The organism is Pauljensenia sp. 20925_1_34 (assembly GCF_041432775.1).
Lineage (GTDB): Bacteria > Actinomycetota > Actinomycetes > Actinomycetales > Actinomycetaceae > Pauljensenia.
The window spans coordinates 1-15,878 of the sequence record NZ_JAPWAG010000026.1; the positions used below are offsets into that span (position 1 = coordinate 1).

Sequence of the window (15,878 nt, forward strand, 5' to 3'; positions counted from 1 at the left end):
CCGAGGATGTTCGTAAGATTGGCAACTATCTCTTTAACGAAAGTGGTGACATCCGCGTCTGGTTCCGAAAAACTGTAAGTGGATACGGGCAGAGTGAGGGCTTTGATGGTGTCGGGGTGTTGTGGGCCGAGAGCGTTGGTGAGATCGGCAATTGTCTCTTTGTGCACGGCGATGGCATCGGCGTATTGTCCTGCCCACCAGTAGGTACATGCGAGTTCGTTGCGCGCTTTGATGGTGTCGGGGTGTGCGGGGCCAAGGGTGTTAAGGAAATGAGTGGTCGTTACTTGGTGTAAAGAGGCTGCGGCTGAATATTGTGAGGCCATGACGTGTGCTCTCGCGAGATCGCTTCGTGCGCGTGTGATCTTAGGGTGCGAGGCACCAAGGGTACCTTCTGTTATCGAGAATGCCTGGGCGAGTCTGATGGCCGCGGAGGACAAGATGGATGAGGTAGAGACGGCCATTCTAAGAGTGTCAAATAGGCATTGCTGAACCTGTGGGTAATCAAATAGAGTCTTCGAATAGCTTTGTGAGCAAAGGGTGCTGAATTGATTGATTAGTTGGTATGTGATCTGACGTGGGTGACTGAGTGTGTTGACGCCTTCGTCATGCTGGGTTCTGTTAATTTTGTCAAGGAAGTGGGACGTAATGAGTGTTCCCTCATGAGCGATACGACTGTCATGCGAAGCTCGTAGTGCGTGAGCCTGAAGGCGATGGATGCTGGTGGTCTTACCATCGTTTGACTGATCAATAATCGAAGAGTCTTGCAGTACTTTGTAGGCTTTTTGTGAAGGAAGATGATTTCTAGATTTGAACCACTGGGTAGGTACGCCAGATTCCGCCAAATAGCAAAGGGCAGCTAAGATTGTCTGAGCTTCTGTTAGGACCTGTGGGTCTCTTATGGAAGAGAGTGCCGAACTTGCAGCCAAGTGAAGGGATGCGATGGCTCCCTTACTGTAATGACCGCCTTCGATGGGTTCCAAAAGTTCTTCAATATTAGTGGCTTGAAGGCTAACATAATAGTCATGCAGGTTTGGATAGTATCTCGAGCTTGTTGCTGCCGCTTGTGCGACAGCAAGTGGCAGATCACCAAGATATGAGGCGAGCTTACCCGCTGTTGTCTGGTCTGTATCTTTGGTCGCGCTGAGCAGGTGTGTGACTGACTCGTCGCGCGTAAAGTTACCGAGAGCGTAGATGTTCCAATCCTCTTGATTGGACCACCCACTGTTGCGCCGTGTTGTGACAACGACGTGCACCCCCGGCCCGTCGGGCAAAACACCGTCGAGATAATCGACACCCTCGACGTTGTCGTACACAAATAGGCATTTGTTCTTGCTGGTGTTTCGGAAAGTTGCTAATACTTGTTCAACCCTGAGTCTTTGGTCTTGCGGGGTGTTTGTCTGTACGCACAGAACTGACTCGCCCAGGGCGATCAATCCGCTTTCGATGTTGCTGCGAGTCGATGCGTCAATCCAAGCCACGAGCGACCACTTATCGGATTCGCACCTGCGGGCGATGGATGCGGCGAGAGAGGTCTTTCCGCTTCCTGCACGACCGAAAAGCACGCAACGCGAACCGCGTTGCGATGATGGAGAGCTGAAGATTGTGTCGTGTAGGGTTGTCCCATTGCTGGTTGGATCGCGTTCAATCCAGTGTTTCAACGTTGCTGGGCGGCTTCCCCAGACTTCGTCTTCCAATTTTGTTGGACGGTTGTTGGTCGTTTTGTTGCGGAGATCTTCGTGAAGTGACGCTAGGTCGTTCTTGAGGTCTTTGTGGTGCGCAGCAGCATCTTCACGCACACTGTTGAATCCCTCATTGATCTGCTTTTCAAGACGGTCGATGCGTTCTGATAGGGCTGGGAAACAGTGCAACAGGCTAGTGAGAGCGATGCGGTTGAAGTTCGGCGACCAGGGTGCGAGGGTAAGGAATTCTTCTGCGATTCGATCGAGGAGCGTTTCGTAGTGAGCCTGCATCTCATCGCTGGAGTAATCGGGAATTGGTGCAGCGTGGCCTCTGAGCTGTTCGGCGAAGCACTGGGGTTGCTGTACCGCGCGGATAAGGGCGTCGTCGTCCTCTGCCAGCGCCTTGATCGTTTCGCGCGCAGCTTCGGCTAGCTGAGCTGCGGCTTGCATAACTTGTTTTCCGCACAGGCCATTGTGCTTGAGTGCGTCCTGAATGACATCAAGCTCAGATTTCACTGCGCCGTTTAGCGATCGAATCATCTCAGCATTGGGGTTGCCAAGAGTGTCGTTCTTGATGTCGGCGAGCAGGTTGAGGCACTCCTGTGCGCCGTCGATCATGTCAGCAACAGGGCCAAAGCCGGCCATCTTGACCAATGTCTTTACGACGGTGATCGACAGGTTTGCGACGTTACGGTTTGTGCTCATGGACACAGTCTACACATCACAGCAAGTCCATGTGACCACACGTTAAAACGTGTGACAGCGTGGGGCCGGAAGCTCTTGCTTCCGGCCCCACACCGTGCCTGTCTGCCTGTTTGTCAGCGCGCGCTTGCTGTGCACGAACGCGCGCCAGAATCGACCGTCAGAGCGTGAGGTGCTCAGGCCTCGTGGATGCGCTCCTCGACGACGTCCTCGTCGGCGACGAGCTTGCCGGACGCGCCGGCCCCCAGCTGCTCCATGGCCAGGCGGCCCACCAGCTGCTGGTTCGTCGTGGGTGCAATCTACCATGGAGCGTGGCTCTGCTGGCACTCCTGTAACGCTGCCTCCGCCAGCGCTACGACAATTTGCTTATCCGTGTGCTTAGGAAACTTCCTCATGGTCATCCATTCAGCCCGGCCACAGGCGGCCAGGACTACTCAGAACAACCCTCTCAAAACAAACGGTCCGAAAAACCCAGACCCCTCCAGTTTGCTTGTAGCAGCGCACGCGACGCGCGTCAGTCCTGCTCCTCGCGCTCCTCGGTGTGTGAGGTCTCTTCCTGCTCTGCCAACTCCCGGCGGGCTGCCTCGAGGTTCTCGCACACGTCCACCGTGAGTGGATGCTGGGTGCCGAGCGCATTCATGCAGTCTTTGAGGACCGACTCGTATCGACCGACGGCTTCGGCTAGTTCGCCGTTTAATGCGTATGCGAGTGCCAGATCGCTGCGCGTCATAAGGGTTTGTCGATCCAGCGCACCCAACGTACGTGTGCGGGCTGAAAGGACTTGCTCATATTGGTCGATGGCTTTGGGGAGAAGACCTTGTAACGAGTATGCGTATGCGAGGTTATTGCGCGTGACGAGGGTGTGTTCGTGGTCCGCTCCTATCAAGCGAGTGCGGTCTGCAATGACCTGCTCGTATAGACTCATCGCCTCCTGCAAGCGACCATCCGCGTGGTACACGAGCGCAAGGTAGCTGCCCGCCATGAGTGTGTTAACGTCATCGTCTCCTAGGAGTTGTTGTCGTGTCGAGTGCACATGCTCAAGGAGTTTGATCGCCTTGTCATACTCATCGCCCTGGTAGTAGTAGGCGTATGCGAGGTTTTGCCGAGTCGTAAGGGTCTCGAGGTGGTCAGAGCCCTGCATTTTGGTTCGGGCATCAAGGATATGTTCGTACATGTTGATCGCTTCCGAGGAACGGCCTGCATGCATGATCATATATGCGAGTTCTTCCTGTACATTCAGCACGCGAAGATCGTTTGGGCCCAAAACATGTTCAATCTCTTTTGCGAACTTCTCAAGGGTGACAGACTCGAGCACAAGTCCAAGATCACGTGCATGAGTGAGCGTTTGTGACAGGGCCGAAGTGACTTGCTCGTTTGTGCGAAGGTTAAGGGAGTGTTTTTGATCGCCGATCGCATGAAACTGCTCGATGAGGCTGCGCGCTTCTCGCCGACGTGATTCAGTATCGGTCCTCCGGAATTTGTCGATGTTGACGGATCCCAGGAGGTTGGCAGCTGATTCCAAAGCTTCTTTGTTATCCTGCTCGTTCCAGGATTCGCGTAGCACCTGTGCCTGGAGTCGGTGCAGCATTGTCGTTGAGCCGTCTGCGGACTGGTGAATAATCGAAGCGTTGATCAGTGCAATGAGCGCTCGGTGCGCGCGCTCGGCTGCCGTGTCCAACTCGGCATCGTGAGAACCCGAGAGTGCGCTCGCCGCAGCGGGGTCGAGCCAGTGAGTAGGCACGCCCGACTCAGCCAACAAGCACAGTACTCGCAGTTGGCGCCGAGCGGCGTCCGATAGGGAATCTTCGAGTCGCTTAAGGGTGTTATCCGTGGCCATCCGCAGGGCTACGGAAACGGCGTCCGAGTAGTAGTGCCCTCGAATACGCCTAATGACCTTCTCACCGCAGGAGGATTTCAAGCAGTGAGCGTAGCTGGCCAGCGTCCACTGTTCATTGCGCGCGGTTGCTGCCGCCTGAGCGATAGCAAGAGGCAGGTCGCCGAGCCGCTCAGCGATAGCATCCGCGGTATCTCGGTCCTGTGAGCCGGTCACGGTTAGCAGGTACTTGATTGACTTCACTCGGGAGAAAACACCGACGGAGATGCCTTTCCACCCGTTTTCCTCCCAGTCAGCTTCTCGGCTCGTTGTCGTTGCAACAACACGCAAGCCTGTACCCCTCGGAATGCGGTCCCTCAGGTCCTCGATGTCCTCGACGTTGTCGAAGACGATGAGCCTGTCGGCAGCAGGCGCGTTCCATAAGTGGCGGAGACAACGACGGACGATTATGTCCTGATCGTCTAGGTCGCTCGTGTCAATCTGAAGTTGCTTGGCGAGTTCGACCAGGTCGCTCTGGATTGATTCGCGTGATACCGCGTTTATCCATGCGACAAGGTTCCAGTTTGCGTCTTCGCACTGTTTGGCGAGAGAAGCAGCAAGCTGAGTTTTCCCACAGCCGCGCATACCCAAGAGGACTGTGCGATCTCTCTTCGGATCGGTGATCACCTTTTTCAATTGTTTGTGCTCGTCGCGCTCGACAAAACGTTCTCCCGCTACCACGTCCGGTCGACTACCGAAAAAGACGCGGCTCGGAGTGGAGGAAAGGTGCTGTTGTGCTAGCTTTTTGACGACCCGATTCGTTTCAAGGTTGATAGCCCGATCCTCTTGGACTCCGTGCTCAATACGATTCATCTGCATCTTTGCCGAGAGGGAGTCACGCAACAAGCTAATAAGCGCAACCTTGTCGAATCTATCGAAGTTATGAGCGCATCCGACAAATTCCGCGGATACACGTCTGAGGAGTTTTTCGTACAGTGTCTCTGTTGTGTCGTCGCACCAGTCGGGAAGTGGTTCAGCCCTATGTACCAATATTTTGAAAAAGCTATCCGGCAGCCGTGCTGCATCCAGAAGGGCGTCGTCGTCCTGTGCGAGCTGTTTGACCGTGAGACGCGTTGTTTCGATCAGCGCGTCAACAGTAGACTCAATCTCATCTTTTTCTAGTCCCTGATCTTTGAGATTGGCACTGATGCTGCGAACCTCCTCTTTTATTGCCTTGAAGAGTGATCGAATCAATTCCTTGTTTGGGTCTGAAACTGTTTCGTTCTTTATGTCTTCGATAAGACCAATGCAGTCTTTGGCTCCCTCAATCGCATCCAAAATGCGGTCTGCTTCGGGTCCCAGGCCAGCTGCTTTCAGTAAGCTAACGATAATGGTGATTGCCAGATCTGCCGTTTTGACATTCGTGCTCATGCGCACATTCTACATACGAACGGGAGCGTATGTAACCGGGCATAAAATGGTGTGCCAGTGGGGCCGGAAGCTCTTGCTTCCGGCCCCACACCGTGCCTGTCTGCCTGTTTGTCAGCGCGCGCTTGCTGTGCCCGAACGCGCGCCAGAGTTGACCGTCAGAGCGTTGGGTACTCAGGCCTCGTGGATGCGCTCCTCGACGACGTCTTCGCCGGCGACGAGCTTGCTGGAGGCGCCCGCGCCGAGCTGCTCCAGTGCGAGGCGGCCCACCATCTGCTGGTTCGTCGTGGGTGCAATCTGCCAAGTAGCATGTCTCAGCTGACGCTCCCGTAACGCTGCCTCCGCCAGTGCTACGACAATCTGCTCATCCGTGTGCTTAGGAAACTTCCTCATGGTCATCCATTCAGCACGGCCACAGGCGGCAAGGACTACTCAGAACAACCCTCTTAAAACAAACGGTTCGAAAAACCCAGACCCCTCCAAACGCCTATGCGGTGCCGCTTTCGGATTCCGAAACCTCATCAACTACACCACCCGAGCGCTCATCGAAACCGGCGGATTCAGACGCGAACGACGGCGGTGTCAATGGGTGGTAGCAATGAGTTCGTTGAATGCTTCTGTGGGGGTGCGGTAGCCGAGGGTGGCTCTGGGGCAGTTGCCCGGTTCGTAGGCGATGGCGTCGAGGTAGGGTTGGTGGCTGGTGATGGGGGTTCCTTTGGGCAGGTAGCGGCGGATGAGCCGGTTGGTGTTTTCGTTGGTTCCTCTCTCCCAGGGGCTGTGGGGGTGAGCGAAGAACACCTCCACGCCTGTGCCTGGGGTGAGGCGCTGGTGGCGGGCCATTTCCCGGCCTTGGTCCCAGGTCAGTGTGCGCATCGCTTGGTCGGGAAGGCCCTGGATGCGGCGGGTGAGCGCGCCGGACCTGGTCGGCTTTCCGACCCAGAGGCAAGGCGACGATGATCAAGTAGCGGGTCGTGCGCTCGACCAGGGTCGCGCACGCGCTGGCCCCGTCTTGGCCGATGATCAGGTCGCCTTCCCAGTTACCCGGGATTTTCCGATCAGAAATGTCAGGGCGCTCATCAATCAGCCGCACCCCAACAATGGGTGGTTTGCGCCCGCTTGCTGGGGGTTTCTTGCGCATCCACCGGCGCGAGGGCAAGCAAATGCCGTGCTCGATGAGCGTCTTCTTGGGGTGGGCGTAGATCCACGTGTAGATAGCCTCATGGCTAATCGTGTGGCCCTGAGCATCGGGAGAAGTATCCATGGAGGGCAGTGTGCCACACGCCTCCTCACGCAAGCGCCCGCTGATGATCAGGCGGGGCGTGTACCCCTGAGACAAATCAGCAATCACACGGTCGCGAAGGACCTCATCACAATCCAACAGGCGCTTCTTCGGGCGACGCCTGGCCGCTCGGGCTGCCTTGCCAGCCTCCTCGGCCCGATACTGCCCGTCAGGACCCGTATGGCGGGCGATCTCACGGCACACCACCGAGGGGCTACGCCCAATCAAGTGGGCGATACGCACCTGGGACAAGCCCGCATCCACCCCCGCCATGATCGCCGCACGATCCTCGACTCCAAGCATCCGACGACACCCCATGATCAGCCTCCAAACAGCATCACCGCTACACGAAAATTGCTTACACCCTATGACACTGCCGACACTCTAATTACGAAGAGCAGGTTTTCATGTAGAAGGTCAGCGGTTCGAGCCCTGTAGGGCCCGCAAAACGCAGGGGGCAAGCGAAAGCTTCCGGCCCCACGGGCGTATCTGTCAGCAGTGCACGCCTCGCGCGTCAGTCCTGCGCGCCGCGTTCCTCGGTGGGTGAGCTCTCTTCCCGCTCCGCCAACTCGCGCCGGGCTGCTTCGAGGCTCTTGCGCACCGTCGCGGTGAGGGGGTGATCGGGTCCCAGAATACGTAGGCAGCCCCCTAACAACCGGTCAAACAGACCGATGGCCTCCTGGAGGCGGCCCGCCGACTCGTATGCGTATGCGAGGTTGTTGCGCGAGGTCAGGGTGTGGGGGTGGTCCTCGCCTAGGACGCGGGTGCTGTCGGTGTGGACCTGCTCGTACAGGGCGATGGCCTCGGTGAGGCGACCAGCCGACAGGTACGCGCCTGCGAGGTTGTTGCGCGAGGTCAGGGTGTGGGGGTGGTCCCCGCCTAGGACGCGGGTGCTGTCGGTGTGGACCTGCTCGTACAGGGCGATGGCCTCGGTCAGGCGGCCCACCGACGCGTAAGCACCTGCGAGGTTGTTGCGCGAAGCCAGGGTCTGGGGGTGGTCGGGGCCTAAGATGCGAGTGCTGTCGACAATAGTTTCCTCATAAAGGTTGATGGCCTTTACTATGTGACCGGCAAACCTGTATGTGTATGTAAGGTTGATGCGCGAGGCCAGGGTCTGGGGGTGGTTTTCGCCCAGGACGCGGGTGCTGTCGGCTAGGACCTGTTCGTACAGGGTGATGGCATCCTCTAGGAAACCCGCGGACTTGTATACGTATGCGAGGTTGTTGCGCAAGACAAGAGTGTCTGGGTGGTCGGGTCCCAGGACACGCTGCTGTCGGTCGAGAAGTACCTTCTCAAACATGGGAATGAGGTCTCTCAAGCGGCCCGCCGACGTATTGATGGTCGTAAGGTTGTTGCGCGAGACGAGGCGGATGTGATCGATGGGACCAAGGATGAATGTACGATCGGTGTGAATTTCTTCAAAGAGGGGGAAGGTCTCGGACAGACGATCGGTCGCCTTGTATGCCTTTTGGAGTCTCCAACTCGAGGCATAGCTGACCGGATTAATGAGACCTCGGATGCGCTTCGTCTCGGTGTGAACCTCCTGGTACAGGGTGATGGCCTCGGCAAGACGGCCAGCCGACATATAGGCTCCTGCGAGATCGGTACGCGATAAGAGAGTCGCGTGGTGGTTGGGACCCAGGATGCGAACGCTGTCGGCAAGAGCCTCTTCGTACAGGGGGATCGCCTTGGTTAGGAAACCCGCCGACATATAGGCTCCTGCAAGATTGATGCGCGAGAGGAAAGCCTCGTCGTGGTCGGGACCCAGGATACGAACACTGTTGACGAGAAGGTCCTCGTACAGGGCGATGGCGTCCGTAAGCCGACCAGCTGACTCGTAGGCGTATGCAAGATTATTGCAAGAGGCGAGGGTATCGCGGTGGTTGGGACCCAGGATACGCGTGCGGTCGGAGAAAAGCTTCTCGTACAGGATGACAGCCTCCCCGAGGCGGCCAGCCGACTGGTATGCGTATGCGAGGTTGTTGCGCGAGGTGAAAGTGTCGGGGTGGTCCTCACCCAGGACGCGCGTGCGGTCGGAGAAAAGCTTCTCGTACAGGATGACAGCCTCCCCGAGGCGGCCAGCCGACTGGTATGCGTATGCGAGGTTGTGGCGCGAGGCCAGCGTGTCGGGGTGATCTGGGCCCAGCAGGCCCTCAAGAGCGTCCACGGCAACGTTGAGGGTCAGAGCCTCGTAAGGGAGCCCGAGATCACTCGCGTGTGAGAATGCCTGGAAGAGAGCCTCGGAAATTTGCGGGGACTCGAAAAGAACCTGGGAATGCTCCTGCGTACCAATCGAACGAAGCTGGTCGACTAGGTCGAGGGCTTCTTGTCGGCGCGCTTTCGTGTCGTTGCTAGGGTATCTGCTGATGTTTACGCTGCCCAGCAGGCTCGTAGCCGCTGCACGTGCGTCGTCGAGTTCGTTGTTGTTCCAGGAATTGCGCAGCACCTGTGCCTGGAGGCGGTGAATCGTCGTTTTACTTCTGTCGCGTGCAGTCTGTTGGACGATGGATCGGCTAATGAGCTCTGTGAGCGCGTCATGTGCGTCCTCATCCGCTGAATGTTCTGCGCCCTCATTCTGCTGGTCGCCGCTTTGCTCCTTAGTGGGAGCAAGCCACCGCGTGGGCACACCGGATTCTGCGAGCAGTGCGAGCGCGCCCAACTGGCGTCGAGCCATCTGCTTCGTACCATTCTTCATACTGTCGACGGCGGCTTCGACGGCCATCCACAGTACCGTGGCCACGTCGTCCGTATACTCATCTCCAGGAATAGGGCGAATGACAAGTTCCTCGCCGCGGGATTTCAATCGCTTGAGATACCGGGCCAATGACAGGTCTTTGTGTCGTGCGGTTGCAGCGGCCTGGGCAATGGCGAGAGGCAAGTCGCCGAGGCGCTCAGCCAGCGCATCTGCGGCGTCGTGATCGTCGGACTTCGTGACCGTGAGGAGGTATTCGATCGACGTGTTGCGATCGAATACTCCGACCTTGATGCTGTTCCACCCCTGGTCTTCCCAACCCACCTTGTTCGTCGTCGTTGCGACCACGCGCACGCCGTCGCCGCTCGGAATAAGTCCCGTCAGGTGATTGATGTCTTCCACGTTGTCGAAGACGATGAGCCTGTCGGCAGCAGGCGCGTTCCCTAAGTGGCCGAGACAACGACGGACGATTACGTCCTGAGCGGGTTGGTCGCTCGTGTCAATCTTTAGCCGCTTGGCGAGTTCGACCAGGTCGCTCTGGATAGTATCGGGTGATACCGCGTTTATCCATGCGACGAGGTTCCACTTTGCCTCTTCGCATTTTATTGCAAGAGCTGCGGCAAGCTGGGTCTTGCCACAGCCGCGCATGCCGACCAGAACTGTGCGTCGCGTCGTTGTATCGGTTACCAGCGCATTCAATTGTTCGTGCTCGTCGCGTTTGACAAAGCGGTCGTCTGTCACCACCTCTGGGCGGCTGCCGAACACTACAGGCTTGATTGCGACAGCAGGCCTTGTTTCGAGAAGCTTGATGATTTTGCGTTGGCCTTCGTCAACGTTGTCGAAGCGGACGTTCATTGTCCGCTCAAGCTGGGCGACTTGATCTGTCAGGGCTGGGAAACACCGCAACAGGTCCGCGAGAGCGACGCGGTCGAAGTTAGGCGACCAAGGCGCGAGGGTATGGAATTCTTCAGCGATTTGATCGAGGATTGTCTCGTAGTGAGCCTGCATCTCATCACCAGAGAGATCGGGAAGTGGTGCAGCGTGTGCTCTCAGCTCTTGAGCGAAGCGCTCTGGTTGCTGTACCGCTCGGATAAGCGCGTCGTCGTCCTCTGCCAGGTCCTTGATCGTTTGGCGCGCTGCATCCGATAACTGAGCCACGGCTTGCTTGATCTGTTTCCTACTCATTCCGTTTTGATTGAGCGCGTTCTCAATAGCATCGAGTTCCGATTTGACTGCACCGTTCAGTCCGCGAATCATCTCAGCATTGGGATCACCAAGAGCATCGTTCTTGATGTCGGCGAGCAGGTTGAGGCACTCCTGTGCGCCGTCGATCATGTCAGCGGCGAAGCCAAAACCGGCCATCTTGACCAATGTCTTTACGACGGTGATCGACAGGTTTGCGACGTTACGGTTTGTGCTCATGGACACAGTCTACACATCACAGCAAGTCCATGTGACCACACGTTAAAACGTGTGACAGTGTGGGGCCGGAAGCATCAGCTTCCGGCCCCACACCGTGCCTGTCTGCCTGTTTGTCAGCGCGCGCTTGCTGTGCCCGAACGCGCGCCAGAATCGACCGTCAGAGCGTGAGGTGCTCACGCCTCGTGAATGCGCTCCTCGACGACGTCCTCGCCGGCAACGAGCTTGCCGGAGGCACCCGCCCCCAGCTGCTCCATGGCCAGGCGGCCCACCATCTGCTGGTTCGTCGTCGTGCGCTGCGAACGCGCACCCGACAGGAAGCTGAAGAACCAGTTCACCAGCGTGCCCACCTGCGACTTGAAGCCGACGATGTAGAGCAGGTGCAGGAAACACCAGGCCACCCACGCGGTGAAGCCCGTCATCTTCGTGTTACCCATCATCACGACCGCCTTGAAACGCGCGATCGTCGCCATCGACCCCTTGTCGAAGTAGGAGAACTCCGTGGCCTTCGGCTTACGGCCCGCCAGGCGCGCCGCCACCGTGTCGGCGGCGAAGCGCGCCGACTGGATCGCGCCCTGCGCGACGCCGGGCACGCCCGGGAACGCCATCATGTCACCCAGCACGAAGATCTCGGGGTGCCCTGGCAGGGTGAGGTCCTTGTTGACGGTGACGCGGCCTGCGCGGTCCACCTCGGCGCCCGTCGCCTCGCCCAGGGCCCGGCCCAGCGGACTCGCGGACACGCCCGCAGCCCACACCTTGCACACGGACTCGATCCGTTCCTCTTCGCCGGACTTGTACTTGAGCGTCACGCCCTCGGCGTCCACGTCGGTGACGAACGCGTTCATCTTCATCTCGACACCCAGCTTGGCCAGCGCCTCCTCGGTCTTGTGGCCGAGCTGCTCGCCGAACGGGGGGAGTGGGTGCTCGGCGCCGTCCACCAGGATGACGCGAGCCTTCGTCGGATCGATGTTGCGGAACTCGCCCTTCAGGGTGTGAGAGGCGAGCTCGCGGATCTGCCCGGCCATCTCGACGCCCGTCGGGCCCGCGCCCACAACGACGAAAGTGAGGAGCTTGCCCACCAGAGCAGGATCGGGCTCGATCTCCGCCAACTCAAACGCGCCGAAAATACGCGCGCGCAGCTCAAGCGCGTCATCGATCGTCTTCATGCCCGGCGCGAACACCGCGAAGTGGTCGTTGCCGAAGTAGGACTGGCCCGCGCCCGCCGCCACGATCAGCGTGTCGTACTCGGTGTGCTCATACTTGTTGTGGTTGCGCCACTTCACGACGCGCGCCTCGACGTCGATCTCCTCGACGAGAGCCTGCAAGACCGTGACGTTCTTCTGCTTCCGCAGGATCTCGCGCGTCGTGGGGGCGATGTCGCCCTCGGAGAGAATGCCCGTGGCCACCTGGTAGAGCAGGGGCTGGAACAGGTGGTGCGACGTGCGAGCCAGGATGGTGATGTCGGCGTCGACCTTCTTCAGTCGACGAGCAGCCGTCAGGCCTGCGAAACCAGAGCCGATGATGACGATGCGATGGCGGGGCATAAGACTCTCCTTCGATTAAGCAAGGCTAATCTTACCTAAATGTGATGCACATAAATTGTGATGTCGCGCGCACTTGTCTCTAGCGTTCCGACGCCGAGAACAGCTCCGCCGCCCCGAGCGGATCGGGCTTGCCCGTCGCCGTCGTCGGCAGCTCGTCGACGACCGCAATCCGACGCACCTTCTCCCAGGGTGCCAGGGACTCGCTCAGGGCCTCCGACAGTGCTGCGGCGTTCATCGACGAGGCCTGGGCGCGGCCCGCGGGTGAGGGCACGATGAGTGCGGCGACGATCTGCCCCCAGCGCTCATCCGGCAGTCCCACGACGAGCGCATCCGACACGACGTCCAGTGAGCGTAGAGCCCGCTCGACCGTCGGGGGAGCGACGAGCTCGCCGGCCGTGTTGATCATGCGGTGGGCGCGTCCCACCATGTGCAGCCAGCCGTTCTCGTCGCGCGTCGCAAGGTCGCCGGTGCGCAGCCACTCCTCGCCACTCACGACGCCGGGGCCGCGCACCCAGATTTCGCCCATCTCGTCTGTGTCGGCTTCGCGCTCGTCGGTGGCCATGACGCGCAGGTCCACGTAGGGGAAAGGAACACCCAGCGATCCGGCTGGCGCCAAGCAATCGGGTGTAGCGACCGTACCCGCCCCGGAGGTCTCCGTCATGCCCCACACGTGAATGGGGGACAGGCCGACCGCGCGCATCGCCTCCGCGAGGTCCGCCGTCATCGCGTCACCGCCGATCAGGGGACGCACCCACGACGACAGGTCACCGCCTCCTCGCTCGTGTTCGTCGAGGATTGCGCGCACGATCGCGGGCACGGCGAACATCATCGTGATCCCGTAGCGCCCGATCGCATCGATGACGCCGCGCGCGTCGAAGGAACCCGGGAAACCGAGCGTGACCAGGGTGCCACCATGCGTCCACACGTCCATCGACGTTCCGTTGAAGCCTCCGATGTGGCTCGCGGGCGCGCACACGCCCACGACCGACGACGTCGGCGCGTAGTCGAAGCCCTCCCGGAAGTTCGTCGACCCCCACCACATGACCTCGTGGGTGAGCTCGACGGGGCGCGGTGTCCCGGTGGACCCCGACGTGAACAAAATGGCGGCGAGCTCGGTCCCGCAGCGCGCGGGAGCCTTCTCGATGGGCGCAGCGCGATCCGCCCACGCCGACAGGTCCGCAAACGACGCGACCTGCGCTCCCGCGCCGGACAGGGTAGGAGCGTGGGCTGAGGAGGCCTCGTCGAGAAAGACCCACGAGACGCCCGCCTGCTCGCACATCGAGGCGAGCGCAGCCGAGGGCATGCGCGGGGATAACGGGACCGTCACCGCGCGCAGCCACGAGGCCGCGACGAACGCGATGTAGTGCCACGGCGAGTTCGCCCCGATGACGGCGATGCGCGTCCCCTCGCCGATGCCCGCCTCCGCGAAGGCACGAGCCAGGCGAGCGACCGTATCGACCGCCTCGCGCACGCTCCACTCCTCGCCCGTCACCGCATCCACCAGGGACAGCCGACTGGGGTGGCGACGCGCCGCCGCCAAGAGCGCCCGCGCGGGCGAATAGTCGGGGGTCACGAGGCCGCGGCGGCCTTCGCGGCAGCCATGGCCGCGTGACGCTCCGAGCGCTCCTTCAAGCGAGCCAGCACCGACCCGGCCTCCTGCAGCGTCGATCCGGAGTTCGCGATGTGTTGCAGCTGCTCGGGGATCTCAAAGCCGCGGGCACGCATACCCTTGGCCCACAGCAGGCCCGCGCGGTATGAGGAACGCACGAGGGGGCCGGCCATGACACCGGCGAAGCCCATCTCCTCGGCCTCGGCGGCCATCTCCACGAACTCCTCGGGGTGCACCCAGCGGTCGATCGGGTGGTGCAGGGGAGAGGGACGCAGGTACTGCGTGAGCGTCAGCAGGTCGCAGCCGGACTCGTGCAGGTCGCGCATCGCCGCGCTGATCTCCTCGCGCGTCTCGCCCATGCCCAGGATCAGGTTCGACTTGGTGACCATGCCGCCGTCGTGGGCACGCTTGATCATCGCGAGCGAACGGTCGTAGTTGAAGGCGGGGCGAATCTTCTTGAAGATGCGCGGCACCGTCTCCAGGTTGTGCGCGAACACCTGTGGGCCAGCCTCCACGACCATGTCGATCGACTCTGCCTGGCCGCGGAAGTCATCAACGAGGAGCTCCACGCCCGTGCCCGGGTTGAGCTCGTGGATGAGGCGGCAGGTCTCGGCGTACAGCCACGCCGCGCCGTCGGGCAGGTCGTCTCGGGTCACGCCCGTGATCGTCACGTAGCGCAGGTCGAGGTCGCGCACGGACTCGGCGATACGACGCGGCTCGTCCTTGTCGTATTCCGTGGGACGGCCGGTCGCAATGTCGCAGAAGTCGCAACGACGCGTGCACAGGGCACCACCGAGCAGGAAAGTCGCCTCACGGTCCTGCCAGCACTCGTAAATGTTGGGGCAGCCGGCCTCGGCGCACACCGTGTGCAAGCCCTTCGCGTGCGAGAGCGAGCGCATGTCCTGGTAGTTCTCACCGGCCTTCGCGGTCGTGCGAATCCACTCAGGCTTCTTCTCAATCGGCGTCTGCGAATTGCGCACCTCGATGCGCAGCAGCTTGCGGCCCTCGGGATCGGGCAGGGTACTCATAGCGTTGACCTCGTCGTGTAGGAAACGGAAGCGGGCGGGTTTGCCAGGCAGGGGGCGATGCGCTCCACCATGCGTGGGATGAGCTGGGTCGCAGCCTCGGCGACGGTTGTATGGATGCCCTCCCAGGACAGGGAGGTCACGTCCGCGTCGGTCAGGCCGCAGGGGATGATCCCCTGGAAAGCGTGGGCCGGGTCGATGTCGACGTTCAGGGCGATACCGTGCAGGGTCGCGCCGCGCGCCACCTTCAGGCCGATCGCGCAGATCTTGCGGTCGCGTCGCCCCTCTTCGGTCAGCCACACGCCCGCGCGGCCCTCGACGCGGTGCACGGGCAGGTCCCAGGCCTCGCGGACGGTGTCGATGACCGAGGCCTCGACCGCGCGGATCCACTGCACGAGGTCGACGGGCTCCTTCAGGCGAACGACCGGGTAGATGACGACCTGTCCGGGGCCGTGCCACGTGGCGGAGCCCGCGCGATCGGTACGGATGACAGGGATCGTCGTGGAGGGAATATCCTCGGGCTTGGTGTGGCGGCCCGCCGTCCAGGTGGGCGTAAATTGAGAAACGATAAGTGTGTCCTCGCCGCCCGCGAGAACGTCCGCGTGCAGGGAGCGCTGGAGCGCGTCAACCTGCGTGTAATCGACCAACCCCTGGTCGAGTAGGCTCAAAATCTGCACGTTGTGATCAT

General features: G+C 60.3%; 8 protein-coding genes and 1 pseudogene. All 9 read right to left on the reverse strand.

What is annotated here, in order from left to right:
• Positions 1–2,384 (reverse strand): tetratricopeptide repeat protein (locus tag O3669_RS08865; RefSeq protein WP_371524422.1); only part of this gene is annotated, 2,384 nt, incomplete at its 3' end.
• 511 nt (positions 2,385–2,895) lie between these two features.
• Positions 2,896–5,625 (reverse strand): tetratricopeptide repeat protein, encoded by a 2,730-nt coding sequence (locus O3669_RS08870; RefSeq protein ID WP_371524423.1) that lies wholly within the window; start codon positions 5,623–5,625, stop codon positions 2,896–2,898.
• Between the two features lie 171 nt (positions 5,626–5,796).
• Positions 5,797–6,015, reverse strand: coding sequence for a hypothetical protein (locus O3669_RS08875; RefSeq protein ID WP_371524439.1), 219 nt, complete (start codon positions 6,013–6,015; stop codon positions 5,797–5,799).
• 189 nt (positions 6,016–6,204) lie between these two features.
• Positions 6,205–7,219, reverse strand: a pseudogene (locus O3669_RS08880) (IS30 family transposase).
• A 196-nt stretch (positions 7,220–7,415) separates the two neighbouring features.
• Positions 7,416–11,015 carry a tetratricopeptide repeat protein gene (locus O3669_RS08885; RefSeq protein WP_371524438.1) on the reverse strand — a complete coding sequence of 1,200 codons (3,600 nt, stop codon included), beginning with the start codon at positions 11,013–11,015 and terminating at the stop codon, positions 7,416–7,418.
• Between the two features lie 173 nt (positions 11,016–11,188).
• Positions 11,189–12,556 carry an NAD(P)/FAD-dependent oxidoreductase gene (locus O3669_RS08890; protein ID WP_295920604.1) on the reverse strand — a complete coding sequence of 456 codons (1,368 nt, stop codon included), beginning with the start codon at positions 12,554–12,556 and terminating at the stop codon, positions 11,189–11,191.
• 79 nt (positions 12,557–12,635) lie between these two features.
• The gene (locus tag O3669_RS08895) at positions 12,636–14,129 is read right to left on the reverse strand and encodes a class I adenylate-forming enzyme family protein (protein WP_371524424.1); all 1,494 of its coding nucleotides are present in this window, start codon (positions 14,127–14,129) and stop codon (positions 12,636–12,638) included.
• Positions 14,126–15,193: a lipoyl synthase gene (gene lipA / locus O3669_RS08900; RefSeq protein WP_315283336.1), complete on the reverse strand. Its 1,068-nt coding sequence runs from the start codon at positions 15,191–15,193 to the stop codon at positions 14,126–14,128. The genes O3669_RS08895 and lipA overlap by 4 nt, the downstream gene beginning before the upstream one ends.
• Positions 15,190–15,867, reverse strand: coding sequence for a lipoyl(octanoyl) transferase LipB (gene lipB, locus O3669_RS08905; RefSeq protein ID WP_371524425.1), 678 nt, complete (start codon positions 15,865–15,867; stop codon positions 15,190–15,192). The genes lipA and lipB overlap by 4 nt, the downstream gene beginning before the upstream one ends.
• Positions 15,868–15,878 lie beyond the last annotated feature (11 nt).

Coding starts and splice junctions, on each gene's coding strand:
- O3669_RS08870 (WP_371524423.1), bottom strand. CDS start 5,625: ATGAGCACGAATGTCAAAACGGCAGATCTGGCAATCACCATTATCGTT.
- O3669_RS08875 (WP_371524439.1), bottom strand. CDS start 6,015: ATGAGGAAGTTTCCTAAGCACACGGATGAGCAGATTGTCGTAGCACTG.
- O3669_RS08885 (WP_371524438.1), bottom strand. CDS start 11,015: ATGAGCACAAACCGTAACGTCGCAAACCTGTCGATCACCGTCGTAAAG.
- O3669_RS08890 (WP_295920604.1), bottom strand. CDS start 12,556: ATGCCCCGCCATCGCATCGTCATCATCGGCTCTGGTTTCGCAGGCCTG.
- lipA (WP_315283336.1), bottom strand. CDS start 15,193: ATGAGTACCCTGCCCGATCCCGAGGGCCGCAAGCTGCTGCGCATCGAG.